This is a genomic window from Anaeromyxobacter dehalogenans 2CP-C (assembly GCF_000013385.1).
GTDB lineage: Bacteria > Myxococcota > Myxococcia > Myxococcales > Anaeromyxobacteraceae > Anaeromyxobacter > Anaeromyxobacter dehalogenans_B.
The window spans coordinates 3,198,382-3,210,448 of sequence record NC_007760.1 but is presented as its reverse complement, the minus strand read 5'-3'; the positions used below and the strand labels follow the sequence as shown (position 1 = coordinate 3,210,448).

The 12,067-nt window shown below is 74.6% G+C and carries 14 protein-coding genes; 13 read left to right on the top strand and 1 reads right to left on the bottom strand.

Going from position 1 to position 12,067, the window contains the following annotated elements; all coding sequences use genetic code 11:
• The first annotated feature begins 102 nt into the window (after positions 1-102).
• Positions 103-330, top strand: coding sequence for a DUF6132 family protein (locus ADEH_RS14680; RefSeq protein WP_011421885.1), 228 nt, complete (start codon positions 103-105; stop codon positions 328-330).
• Between the two features lie 25 nt (positions 331-355).
• On the opposite strand, the gene ADEH_RS14675 is transcribed toward ADEH_RS14680, so the two are convergent.
• Entirely contained in the window at positions 356-1,507 is a 1,152-nt protein-coding gene (locus tag ADEH_RS14675) for an acyltransferase family protein (RefSeq protein ID WP_011421884.1), read from the bottom strand.
• 346 nt (positions 1,508-1,853) lie between these two features.
• Between ADEH_RS14675 and ADEH_RS14670 the strand changes: the two genes are divergently transcribed.
• The 12 genes from ADEH_RS14670 to ADEH_RS14615 all read left to right on the top strand — a co-directional run bounded on the left by ADEH_RS14670 (position 1,854) and on the right by ADEH_RS14615 (position 12,048).
• Positions 1,854-2,066 carry a Flp family type IVb pilin gene (locus ADEH_RS14670; protein WP_232287288.1) on the top strand — a complete coding sequence of 71 codons (213 nt, stop codon included), beginning with the start codon at positions 1,854-1,856 and terminating at the stop codon, positions 2,064-2,066.
• Positions 2,067-2,136: 70 nt separating this feature from the next.
• Positions 2,137-2,646 (top strand): prepilin peptidase, encoded by a 510-nt coding sequence (locus tag ADEH_RS14665; RefSeq protein ID WP_011421882.1) that lies wholly within the window; start codon positions 2,137-2,139, stop codon positions 2,644-2,646.
• A 1-nt stretch (position 2,647) separates the two neighbouring features.
• Positions 2,648-3,058 carry a TadE/TadG family type IV pilus assembly protein gene (locus ADEH_RS14660; protein WP_011421881.1) on the top strand — a complete coding sequence of 137 codons (411 nt, stop codon included), beginning with the start codon at positions 2,648-2,650 and terminating at the stop codon, positions 3,056-3,058.
• A 17-nt stretch (positions 3,059-3,075) separates the two neighbouring features.
• Entirely contained in the window at positions 3,076-3,999 is a 924-nt protein-coding gene (cpaB, locus tag ADEH_RS14655; RefSeq protein ID WP_011421880.1) for a Flp pilus assembly protein CpaB, read from the top strand.
• On the top strand, positions 3,996-5,459 hold the full coding sequence (locus ADEH_RS14650; RefSeq protein ID WP_011421879.1) for a type II and III secretion system protein family protein: 1,464 nt from the start codon (positions 3,996-3,998) through the stop codon (positions 5,457-5,459). Before cpaB ends, ADEH_RS14650 begins: the two co-directional genes overlap by 4 nt.
• A 31-nt stretch (positions 5,460-5,490) precedes the next feature.
• Positions 5,491-6,624: an AAA family ATPase gene (locus tag ADEH_RS14645; protein ID WP_011421878.1), complete on the top strand. Its 1,134-nt coding sequence runs from the start codon at positions 5,491-5,493 to the stop codon at positions 6,622-6,624.
• Positions 6,625-6,627: 3 nt separating this feature from the next.
• On the top strand, positions 6,628-7,980 hold the full coding sequence (locus tag ADEH_RS14640) for a CpaF family protein (RefSeq protein WP_011421877.1): 1,353 nt from the start codon (positions 6,628-6,630) through the stop codon (positions 7,978-7,980).
• On the top strand, positions 7,973-8,935 hold the full coding sequence (locus tag ADEH_RS14635; protein WP_011421876.1) for a type II secretion system F family protein: 963 nt from the start codon (positions 7,973-7,975) through the stop codon (positions 8,933-8,935). The genes ADEH_RS14640 and ADEH_RS14635 overlap by 8 nt, the downstream gene beginning before the upstream one ends.
• A gap of 11 nt (positions 8,936-8,946) precedes the next feature.
• On the top strand, positions 8,947-9,867 hold the full coding sequence (locus ADEH_RS14630; protein WP_011421875.1) for a type II secretion system F family protein: 921 nt from the start codon (positions 8,947-8,949) through the stop codon (positions 9,865-9,867).
• Entirely contained in the window at positions 9,864-10,637 is a 774-nt protein-coding gene (locus ADEH_RS14625; protein WP_011421874.1) for a tetratricopeptide repeat protein, read from the top strand. The genes ADEH_RS14630 and ADEH_RS14625 overlap by 4 nt, the downstream gene beginning before the upstream one ends.
• A 1-nt stretch (position 10,638) precedes the next feature.
• Positions 10,639-10,953: a hypothetical protein gene (locus ADEH_RS14620; protein ID WP_011421873.1), complete on the top strand. Its 315-nt coding sequence runs from the start codon at positions 10,639-10,641 to the stop codon at positions 10,951-10,953.
• Between the two features lie 9 nt (positions 10,954-10,962).
• Positions 10,963-12,048, top strand: a complete 1,086-nt coding sequence (locus ADEH_RS14615; RefSeq protein WP_011421872.1) for a pilus assembly protein TadG-related protein — start codon at positions 10,963-10,965, stop codon at positions 12,046-12,048.
• The last annotated feature ends 19 nt before the right edge of the window (positions 12,049-12,067 follow it).

The following is a 12,067-nucleotide window of genomic DNA, read 5'->3' as shown; positions in this document are numbered from 1 at the left end:
GCGGGGCGGCCATGACCTGCGGAATCCTCCGCGCGCGCGCGGGCTCTCACCCCAAGGGACCGCGGGGCGGCCCCGGAACCCGCAGCACCGCGAGGATGCAACGTGAACATCTCCCCCAGGCTCCGCGCGCACTGGCGCACCCTCGCCGGCGCGGCGGTGGGCGCCGCGATCGGCGCCGCCTACGCGCACTTCATCGGCTGCCGGACCGGCACCTGCCCGCTGACCGGCAACGTGTGGACCGCCGCCGGCTTCTTCGGCTTCACGGGCGCGATCGTCGGGCTGCCCGGGCCGCGGAAGCCGGAGCGGGAGCCGGAGCAGCGGGCCTCCTGAACCGCGAACCGCGCCCCGCCCTGCGCTACGGCGCCGGCGGGCGCGCGGCCGCGAGCGGCGACGGGCCCAGGGCGGCCCGCAGCGCGCGGCGGGCGGGCCGCTCGAGCCACCGCGACACCCCCAGCGAGACCGCCACCGCGAACGCCGAGAACCCCAGCACGAACCCCGGCGACGCCGGGGATCCCGGCGCGCGCAGCAGCAGCTCCGCCCAGCGCCACAGCGGATCCTGCAGCGCGTAGAGCGCGAAGCTCGCCTCCCCGAGCGCCTGGAGCGGGCGCGCCGAGAGCGCGCGGCCGAGCGCGCCGCCCGCCGAGGCGACGCCCGCGAGCCCCGCGACGAGCAGCGCCCAGAGCGGCACGAAGAGCCCGTTGTGCACGAGCACGTACGGGAAGCCGCTCCAGGCGAGGGCGGCCACCGCCGCCGCCAGCGCGAGCGCGGCCGCGGGCGCGGCCAGGCGGCGCGGGAGCGCGGCGCCGCGGCGGAGCAGCAGCCCCAGCGCCACGCCGGCCAGGAACTCCCCCAGGCGCGCGACCGGGTGGAACTTGAGCGCCTCGAGCCAGCGCGGCTCGTGCCGCAGCAGCTCGGCGCCCGGGCCGTCCGGACGGAGCGCGAGGTACGCGAGCGGGAGCGCGAGCGACGCCGCCCACGCCGCGCACAGCGCGATCCCCAGGCCGCGCCGGGAGAGCCGCGAGAGCCGCGCCGTCGCGAACGGGAAGACCGCGTAGAACGTGGCGATGGCCGAGGTGGACCAGCCCGGCGCGCTCCACAGCCGCGAGATGGGCGGGAGCCACGCGTGGACGAGGAGCAGGGAGGCGCCCGCCACCACGGCCGCCTTCGCGAGCCCCGTCGCGCCGTCGCCCGACCAGCGCGACAGCGCGAAGGGCGCCGAGAGCGCGAACGCGAGCAGGTACGCCGGGTAGAGCCGGGCGAGCCGCGCCGTCATGAACGCCCGCCGCTCGGCGCGGTCCATGGGGCGGGGGTTCGCCCAGGCGAGGACGAACCCGGAGAGCACGTAGAACAGGCTCACCCAGGCGTAGCCGCCGGTCTGGAGCGCGCGCGCCCACGCCGGGGCGCCCGCGACGAGCGGGCCGCCGTAGTGGAAGAGCAGGATCCCGAGCGCGGCCGCGAAGCGGATGCCGGTGAGCGGCGCCAGGCGGTCGTCGCGAGCGGACGGCACCCCAGGAACATGCGGGCGGGAGGGCGGGAAGGGTACGGGCCGGGGCGGGGCGGGTGGCGTGGGACGGCCGACGCCGCGCGAGGCCCGCCGATACCGGTCGGGCGCTCGGCCGCCCGGCGGAATCCCCGGCGCAAGGGACGACAGGATGCGCTAGCCCATTGGTGGCGCGAGCGTTCGTCACTCAGAGTCAAAGCGCCCTTTGTCGAGTGTCGGCGCGCGGGTTCACCGAGCGTCATGTGCGCGCTCCCCCTCCCGCGCGTCTCGCGAGTCGGCGACGAGGCATTGTGGGACATGCCGTCGGTGAAACCGGGAATCCTTCCCCGCGTCAGGAACGAACGACGGGGCCATGGCGGCCCTCGTGCGACCAGGGGGATTCGAGATGCTGCAGACGCTGAAGAGGCTGTGGAAGGACGAGGAAGCGCCGACGGCGGTGGAGTACGCGATCATGGTCGCGGTGATCGGGCTCGTGATCATCGTCGGCGCGCAGATCCTCGGCACGAACGTCAACACGACGTTCAACAACGCGGCGAACCGCGTTCCCGGCGGCGCCGCGCCGTAGCACGGCACGCGAACGGTGCTGGCCCGGAGCCGAGCTGGTTCGGGCCAGCGCCGTCGTACCGGGCCTCGCCATGACCGCCTCCCCGCTCGCCTTCGGGACCTTCGGGTTCCTGCTCGCCGTCGCCGCGGCCTCCGACGCCGCCGGGCGCAGGATCTCGAACCGCATCACCGTGCCGCTCGCCGTGGGCGGGATCGCGGTGCAGGCGGCGGCCGGGCTCGCGGGGGCGGCGGGCGCGCTGGTGGCGGTGGCCGCCGTGGGTGCGCTGCTCTGGGTGCCCTGGTCGCGCGGCTGGCTGGGCGGCGGGGACTGGAAGCTGGCGGTGGCGGCGGCGCCGTGGGTCGGGCTGGGCTCGCTCGCGAGCTACCTCACGACCTCCGCGGTGGCCGCGGGGGGCCTCGCGGCGGTGGCGTGGGTGGCGAGCGGCGGCGCGGCCCGGCGCGACATCGGGGCGAACCTGCGCGCGGCCGCGGCGGGACGGCCGCTGTCCATCCCGGCGCGCGCGGCCGGTGATCGGGTCAGCGTGCCGGCGGGCGCCGCATTCGCGGTGGGCGCGCTCTGCGCGGTGCTGCTGGGGAGATGACATGCGATCCGGACGACACACGGAGCGCGGCGTCGCGGCGGTGGAGTTCGCGCTGGTCCTCCCGTTCCTGCTCGCCATCGTGCTGGGCGGGCTCGAGTGGGGCTTCTACTTCTTTCGCGAGCAGGTGGTGGTGAACGCGGCGCGCGAGGGGGCGCGGGCAGGCAGCGTCGCCGCGGTGTCTCCGCTCGCCGCTGCCGAGGGCGCCGCGCGGGCGGCGCTGGTCGCCGGCTCCGTGGATCCGGCCACGGTGGGCGCGAGCGTGGTGGCGAGCTCGCGCAGCACGGTCGATCCGGTGACCGGCGAGACGATCGATTCGGTGGTGGTCACGGTGTCCTTCCCGTTCGTTCCACTGACCGGGTTCGGCATCCCCGTGCCGGACGAGGTCTGGGCGCGGGCCGAGATGCGTCGCTGAGGTGCAAGGGGGGGGAGATGTCGAACGGTTCGGACGGGATGGGCGTGCTGAAGCGCGCCGCGGAGCGAGGTCCGCGACGCACCGGGCTGCGCGTCGTGCTGTTCCTGGTCATCGCGGCCGGCGCGGCGGCGCTCGCGGTGCTGCTGGTCACCCGGTACGTCGAGACGCGCACGGCGGCCGCGCGCGTCTCGACCACGCCGGTGGTCGTGGCGACCATCGACCTGCCGGAGGCCACCACGCTGCGCGCCGACGTCCTGACGGTCGTGCAGTGGCCCAGCGCGAACGTCCCGGAGGGCGCGGCCTCCGATCCGGCCAAGCTGGTGGATCGCGTGGTGCGCGCGCGCGTCATCAAGGGCGAGCCGGTGATCGAGTCGCGGCTCGCGGCGGCGGACGCGGGGCACGGGCTCGCCGCCATCCTCCCGCCGGGCATGCGCGCCGCGGCGGTCCGGGTGAACGACGTGGTCGGCGTCTCCGGGTTCATCCACCCCGGAGACTCGGTGGACGTGATCGTGGTCATGCGGCCGGAGTCGAACGGCAACTCGAACCCGGCGTACTTCTCCAAGATCATCCTCCAGAACGTGCCGGTCCTGGCCGTGGGCAAGGAGCTGGAGCGGAACGAGCGCAGCCTGGAGAAGTCGCTGCCCGCGACGGTGGCCACGCTGATGGTGGACAGCGAGCAGTCCGAGAAGCTCGCCCTGGCGCAGACCAAGGGCAACATCCTGCTCACGCTGCGCAGCGGCATCGACCGCGAGCTGGTGGACACGACCGGCGTGAACCCGGCCGGTCTCGTCAACGCGCACGTCGAGCCGCCGGTCAACGCGAAGCCGCCGCCGCCCGTGCGCCGCGTGGCCCGGGCGCCGGAGGCGCCGAAGCAGGTGGTGGAGATCCTCCGCGGCGACCTGTACGAGCGGCGCGACTTCGGGAAGGGAGGGGCCAAGTGAGCCGGCACGCGGTGGTGGTGGCGCTGATGCTCGTGGCGGGCCGGGCGGCCGCGGCGCAGGACGTGGTCCCGACGATGCGCATCGACCGGGAGGTCGGCGCCGCCCGCAGCATGAGCCTCGAGGCGGGGCAGAACCGGCTCCTGGTCGTGTCCGACCAGATCGGCCGGATCGCGGTCGCGAACCCCGACGTGGCCGACCTGAAGGTCGTCACCCCGTACCAGGTGCTGCTCACGGCCAAGGGGATCGGCTCCACCGACCTCACGCTGTGGGATCGCGACAACCATCCGCTGGTGATCGCGCTGCAGGTGACCCGCAACCTGGAGGGCCTCCGCAAGCAGCTGAAGGAGCTGTTCGCCGGCGAGAAGATCGAGGTGTCCTCGGCCGGCGACCTGGTGGTGATCTCCGGCCAGGTGAGCGACGTCCGCATCCCGGAGCGGGTCGCCGAGGTCGCCCGCCTCCACGCGACCAAGGTGGCGAACCTGGTGCAGGTCTCGGGTCAGCAGCAGGTGCAGCTCGAGGTCCGGTTCGCGGAGGTGGGGCGCACCGGGCTCCGCGAGATGGGCGTCAACTTCTTCCACAAGTCCGACGACGGCAAGCGCGTGGGCGGGATGACCGGGAACCGCACGTACCCCGGCGACTTCCTCAACACGCAGTCCAACCCGGCCATCCCCGGCACCGGCCCGCGCGGCCTGTGGGGCCCCGGGATGCCGCCGGACGTGCCGAACCCGGCCTTCAACAACGCGTTCAGCTTCTTCCTCTCGCAGGGCGGGCAGTTCCCGTTCTCGGTGATGCTGAACCTGCTCGAGCAGAGCAACCTCGCGAAGACGCTGGCGGAGCCGACGCTGGTGGCCATGAGCGGGCAGGAGGCGGCGTTCCTGGCCGGCGGCGAGCTGCCCATCCCGCTCGCGTCCACCTTCGGGCAGACGGCCGTGGAGTGGAAGAAGTTCGGCATCCAGCTCCGCTTCACGCCCACGGTGATCGGCGACGCCATCCACCTCCGGCTGAAGGCGGAGGTGAGCGACCTCGACCCGACCACCGCCGTCACCGTGGGCGGCACCACCATCCCGGGCCTCGTCTCGCGGCAGAGCGAGACCACCATCCGCCTGGGTGACGGCCAGAGCTTCGCGGTGGCCGGCCTCATCTCCGACAAGGTGCGCTCGCAGAGCGCACGCGTCCCGGTGCTCGGGTCGATCCCGATCCTCGGGGCCCTCTTCCGCTCGCAGGCCTACCAGCGCGACGAGACCGAGCTGCTCGTGGTCGTGACGGCGCGGCTCGCCAAGCCGGTCGCGCCGCACGAGCTCCCGCCGCTCCCGACCGACTTCGAGAACAACGACCCGTCCGACGCGGCGCTCTTCCTGCTCGGGAGCGACGGCTCGGCGGTGAAGCAGCCGAAGCCCGGCAAGGGCGCCGGCGCCAGCGCCGCGCGCGGCGCCGCGGGTGAGCGCGGGTACAGCAGGTAGCCGGGGCAGCGACGCAGTCCAGGGGGAAGCCATGGAACAGAGGGGCATCTACGTGACCGGTCTCGCCCCCGCCGCCGAGGCGGAGCTGCTGACCTCGCTGCGGGACCTCCGGCTCGCGCGCGTGGACGAGGCGCCGGCGAGGGGGGAGGACGCGGCCAGGACGCCGCTGGCGGTGGTGGGCCTGAACGGAAACGCCGACGGCGCGTTCGCGACGGTGGCGCGCCTGGCGGCCTCCGGCGCGCGCGTCGCGGTGGTCGGGCCGGCGAAGGACCCCGACCTGATCCTGCGCTCGATGCGCGCCGGCGCCCGCGAGTACGCCGTGGCGGGCGACGCCGCGCGGCTGCAGCAGGCGGTGCGCAGCCTGGCGCGGCCGGACGGCGCCGTCGCCGCCGGCCAGGTGCTGGCGATCTTCCCGGCCAAGGGCGGCATGGGCGCGACCACGCTGGCGGCGAACGTGGCGGCGGACCTGGTGCGGGGCGGCGACCGCACCTGCCTGGTGGACCTGGACCTGCAGCTCGGGGACGTCAACGCGTTCCTGGACGTGCACGGCGGCTACACCATCACCGACGTGGTCGCGAACATGCGGCGGCTCGACCGCGACCTGCTGGACGCGTCCGTGCAGGCGCACCGCTCCGGCGTGCACGTGCTGGCGCAGGAGGAGCGGCTCGAGGAGGCCGAGCACCTGGACGCGGCGGCGGTGGAGAAGCTGATCGGCTTCCTGCGGCAGCACTACCAGCACCTGGTGCTCGACGGGCTGCGCGGGTTCGACGAGCGCTCGCTCGCGGCGCTCGACGCCGCGGACCGGGTGGTGCTGGTGGTCACGCAGGAGGTCCCCGCGGTGCGCAACGCCCAGCGGTGCGTGGAGCTGTTCCGCAAGCTCGGCTACTCCGACGCGAAGCTCGCGATCGTGGTGAACCGCTGCCTGCGGGCCTCGAACATCACGCCCGAGGTGATCGCCGAGACGCTGGGGGTGCCGGTCACGGCGACCGTCGCCAACGACTTCGTCTCGGCGAGCCGGGCGGTGCAGCGCGGCTCGACGGTGATGGAGGAGGCGCCCCGGTCGGCGCTGGCGCGCGACGTCTCGGCGCTCGCGCGCAAGCTCTCCGGTGCCGACCAGGATCGACGCCGTCCGGGCATGCTGCGCCGGATGTTCGCGCGGAGGTAGCCCGTGGGCCTCGCCGACCGCCTCAAGCAGCGCGCGAACGAGCCCGCCGCCTCCCACGCGATGGTGGCGGAGACCGCGCCGCAGGACTTCCACGACCTGAAGGGCGAGCTCCACCGCCGCATCGTGGACGCGCTCGACCTGCAGGCCTTCGAGAAGCTCGCCCCGGAGCGGCGCCAGGACGAGCTGCGCAACGTGCTCGCCGGCGAGATCGCGCGGCGGGAGCTCCCGCTCAACCAGATCGAGCGCGAGCGGATGGTGCAGGAACTGCTGGACGAGCTCACCGGCCTCGGGCCGCTGGAGCCGCTGCTCGCCGACCCCACCATCTCCGACATCCTGGTGAACACCTACGCGACCGTCTACATCGAGCGCGGCGGCCGGCTCGAGCTCACCCCGGTGCGCTTCGCCGACAACCAGCACCTGATGCAGATCATCAACCGGATCGTGTCGCGCATCGGCCGCCGGGTGGACGAGACGTCGCCGATGGTGGACGCGCGCCTCCCCGACGGCTCGCGCGTGAACGCGATCATCCCGCCGCTCGCGCTCGACGGCCCCATCGTGTCCATCCGGCGCTTCGGCGTGACGCCGCTCCGGATGCGGGACCTGCTCGCCGGCGGCGCGCTGAGTACGGAGGCCGGCGGCTTCCTGGGGGCGTGCGTCGAGGCGAAGCTCAACATCCTCATCAGCGGCGGCACCGGCGCGGGCAAGACCACGCTGCTCAACGCGCTCTCCGCCTTCATCCCGGACGACCAGCGCATCGTCACCATCGAGGACTCGGCCGAGCTCCAGCTCCAGCAGCGCCACGTGGTCCGCCTCGAGACCCGTCCGCCCAACATCGAGGGCAAGGGCGAGATCCTCGCGCGCGACCTGGTCAAGAACGCGCTCCGCATGCGCCCCGACCGCATCGTGGTGGGCGAGGTCCGCGGCGGCGAGGTCCTCGACATGCTCCAGGCCATGAACACCGGCCACGAGGGCTCGATGACCACCGTGCACGCGAACACGCCCCGCGACGCCCTGGCGCGCCTCGAGGCGATGATCGGCATGAGCGGCGTGCCGCTCTCCGAGGGCGCCACGCGGGCGACCATCTCGCGCGGCCTCAACGTCATCGTCCAGCTCAACCGCGGCACGGACGGTCGCCGCCGCATCACCAGCATCGCCGAGATCACCGGGACCGAGGGCGCGGCGATCACGATGCAGGACGTGTTCCGGTTCGAGCAGCACGGCGTGGACGCGACCGGGAAGATCCTGGGCGAGTTCAGGCCCACCGGCATCCGGCCGCGCGCCCTCACGCGCATCGCGCAGTTCGGCGTCGATCCGGGCCGCATCATCGAGCGGCTCCAGGGGCCGGCCCATGCGTGAGGTGATGATCGCGGCGGCCGCGGTGGCCATCTTCGCGGGCCTGGAGGCGACCTACCACCTCGCGCGCTACCTGGCCGACCGGCGGTCGGCCGAGCTGCGGCGCCGCCTGCACACCATCGGCCGCGGCAGCGCGCTCGACGCGGACCTGCTGCGCCGCGGCCGGCTCGCGAAGGGGCCGGTGCTGCAGGAGGCGCTCCAGCACGTCCCCGGCGCACGGCGCCTCGAGCGGCTCCTCGAGCAAGCGGACTCGAGCTGGACGGTGGCGCGGCTCGGGGCGCTCACGCTGGCGGGCGGCGCGGTGGCCGCCCTCCTCGGCGTCAGCCTCGCGTCGGGCGGCCTCGGGGTGGCCGGGCTCGCGATCGGCGGCGCCGCGCTGCCCATCCTCGGCGTGCTCTCCGCGCGGGCGAAGCGCAGCGCGAAGCTCTCCGAGCAGCTGCCCGAGGCGCTCGACATGATGGCGCGCTCGCTGCGGGCCGGGCACGCGGTCACCTCCGCGTTCCAGGTGGTGGCGAGCGAGATGCCGGAGCCCATCTGCGTGGAGTTCGCCCGGGCCTACGAGGAGCAGCGGCTCGGCCTCACGCTCGAGCGCGCCGTGGTGCAGATGTCGGAGCGCTGCCCCGGCAACGGCGACATGAAGATCTTCGCGGTCTCGGCGGTGATCCAGCGCGAGACCGGCGGCAACCTGGCCGAGATCCTCGACCAGATCGGCGAGACGATCCGCCAGCGCTACCGCTTCTACGGCAAGCTCCGCGCGCTCACCGGCGAGGGTCGCGCCTCCGCCGTCATCCTCGGCGCGCTGCCGTTCGCGGTGGCGGTGGCGCTCTCGATCCTGAACCCGGAGTACCTGATGGTCCTCCCGGGCACGGCCAGGGGGCAGATGATCATCCTGGGCGCGTCGGTCAGCTGGGTGGTCGGGCTCCTCTGGCTCTACCGCCTCACGCAGGTGGATCTCTAGGGGGCGGCGGCATGGGCGCGGAATCGCTGATGGCGTGGGGGGTCGGGGGCCTGGCGGTGGTCGTCGTGGGCGCGCTGGCCGGCGCGTGGGCGGCGGTGCGCCGCGAGGCCGATCCCGTGGTCCGCCGCCTGCGGGCGACCGCGGCCGGCGCCCTCGACGGCGATCCGGCGCTGCAGCTGCAGCCCGGGCTCGCGTCCGTGGAGGAGGAGCCCGGCGTCGGCGGCTCCCGCCTCCGGCGCGAGCTGGTGTGGGCGGGCATCCGGCGCGCCGGCGCCGCGCAGGGCTTCGTCGCGGCGAAGGTGGCGCTGGCGGTGGGGGCCCTGGCCGCCTTCGCCGCCCTGAACGCGCTCCGGACCGAGCCGGTGCGGACGGGCCTGCCCGCGGCCGCCCTGATCACCGGGCTCGCGTTCTTCCTGCCCAACCTCTGGCTCCGCGCCCGCGTCCAGGCGCGGCAGACCCAGCTCGACCGGTCGCTGCCGGACGCGCTCGACCTCCTGGTGACCTGCGTCGAGGCCGGCCTCGGGCTCGACTCCGCGCTGCAGCGCGTCTCGGACGAGGTCGCGCTGGCGCACCCGCTGCTCTCGAAGGAGCTGCGCCTGGTGTTCCTGGAGGTGAAGGCAGGCATCGCCCGCATCTCGGCGTTCCGGCGCATGGCCGAGCGCACCGGCGCCCCCGAGCTGCGATCGCTCTCCGCCACGCTCGCGCAGACGGAGCTGTTCGGGACCAGCGTGGGCGCCGCGCTCCGCATCCAGGCGGAGGGGATCCGCATCCGGCGGATGCACCGCGCCGAGGAGAAGGCCGCCTACGTGTCGGTGAAGATGTCGCTCCCGCTCGTCCTCTGCATCCTGCCCTGCGTGTTCGCGGTGGTGCTCGGGCCGGCGGTGGTCAACATGGCCGAGCGCCTGTTCCCCTTGCTGGGAGGTGGGCGATGATCCGCCGCGCTGGCCTGGTCACGCTGCTCGCGCTGTGCGCGTGCGCCCGCGCCGGTTCGCGGAACCGGCCGCTCGACGAGGCGCGGCTGGCGGTGGCCCGGGCGATGATCGAGCACCGCGCCTGGAACGACGCGCTGCTCGCGCTCGATCGCTACCACGCGAGCGCCGGTCCCTGCGCCGAGAGCCTCACCCTGCGCGGCGTCGCGCTGCGCGAGCGGGGCGTGCACGAGGAGGCGCGCGCCGACTTCGAGCACGCGCTCCGGCTCGACGGCCGCCACGCCCCGGCGCACGCCGCGCTCGCCGTGCTCCACGACGTGGACGGTCGGTACGACCAGGGCGAGCGGCACCACCGCAAGGCGCTCGAGCTCGCGCCGCGCAACGCGTCCTACTGGAACGACTACGGGTTCGCGCTGTTCGCCCGAGGGCGAAACGACAAGGCGCTGGGGGCGCTCCGCAAGGCCGTGGAGATCGAGCCCACGCTCCGGCGGGCCCGGACCAACCTCGGGTTCGCCTACGCGCGCGCCGGCGACTTCACCCGGGCGGCGCAGCAGTTCGATCTCGCCGAGCCGCCGGCGGAGGCGCGCAACAACCTCGGGGTCGCGTACGAGGCGGCGGGGCTGCTCGCGCCGGCCTACGACGCGTACCTCGCGGCGGTGCGGCTGGACCCCGGCCTGGCACGGGCCCGGGCGAACTTGGTGGACGTGGCCGGGGCGCTCGGCCGCGAGCTGCCGCCGGACGTGGCGACCGGGCCGGTCGCGGGAGGAGGGTGACATGAGGGCAGCGAAGATCACCGTGGTCTGTCTGGCCGTCGCGCTGGCCGGGTGCGGGGGGCGCAGGACCATCACCCCCACGCACGGCGTCGCGTACCGCGCCGCCTTCGGCGGGCAGCGGGCCGCGCCCGCGCGCGGACCGGTGGACCCGGCCCCTGGCCTGGACTCGCAGGAGGCCGCGATCATCGCGGCGTCGTACCGGAACAGCCTGTCCCCGAAGGGCGAGCGGCCGGAGCAGGAGCCGCAGCTGCTGATCGTCGCCCCGCAGAAGGCCGGCGCGGCGGCGCGGCCGGCGCCGTCCGTCCCGGGCAACTAGGAGGGCCGCATGGCACGTCCGGACCCGAGGCGGGGCGAGCGCGGCGTCACGGCGGTGCTGGTCGCCATCGTCGTGGTGGTGCTGGGCGCGTTCCTGGCGCTCGCGCTCAACGTGGGGCACAGCCGGGCGGTGCGCGGCCAGCTGCAGAGCGCGGTGGACGCCGGCGCGCTGGCGGGCGCCGCCGAGCTGGACGGGACCCTCGCCCCGCTGCTCGCGGGGAGGCCGGGCGCGCTGGCGAGCGAGTTCACCGAGCGGCACATCACCGACCGCTCCATGCCGGTGGAGATCACGCCGGCGACCGACGTGATCCCGGGGCACTGGGATCCGTTCTCCTCGGATCCCGCCACGGCGTTCACGCCGGTGAGCCCCATCGCGACCGAGCAGGACGCGCGCCGGGTGAACGCCGTGCTCGTGCGCGCCGGGCGAGAGGCCGCTCGGGCGAACGCGGTCGAGGTGGCGTTCTCCGGGTTCGTGAGCACGGACCAGATGAACGTGGGGGCCGACGCGGTCGCCGTGAACGGCGGCCCGTGCGAGGACTCGTGCCCGGACGCGCCGCTCGCGTTCTTCGCCTGCGGCATCGAGGACCCCGACACGTACCAGCTCGCCTGCGGCCGGACGCTGCGCATCCACTTCAGCCCGGACGGCACCGACACCGCCGGCCTCTCGTCGCTGTCGCTCGACTCGGCCAACACCCAGACGTACCGCAACATCATCTCCGGGGCGCTGTGCCGGAACCTGCAGGCGGGCGACCTCGTCAACATCAGCAACGGCCAGCAGGGCTCGACCACGCTGTGCGGCGCCGAGAACAACCAGCCGACCTTCGATCGCTACTGCCGGGCCGACGCCACGGGCACCTGCACGCAGCCCCTCGAGATCCGGGCGCCGGTGGTGGACGGCGAGTGCCCGCCGCGCTTCAACCAGACGCACCAGGTGATCGGCTTCGCGACGTTCCGGTTCGTGCGCATGGTCTGCGGCGGCGCCAGCAACTCCTACATCGACGTCGAGTTCCTCTGCGACGAGGTGGACGACGAGTCCGGCGTGATCGGCTGCGGCTGGTTCGGCACCGGCCCGCTGCGCCCGATGCTCGTGCGGTAGCGGTCGGCGGGCGGCGATG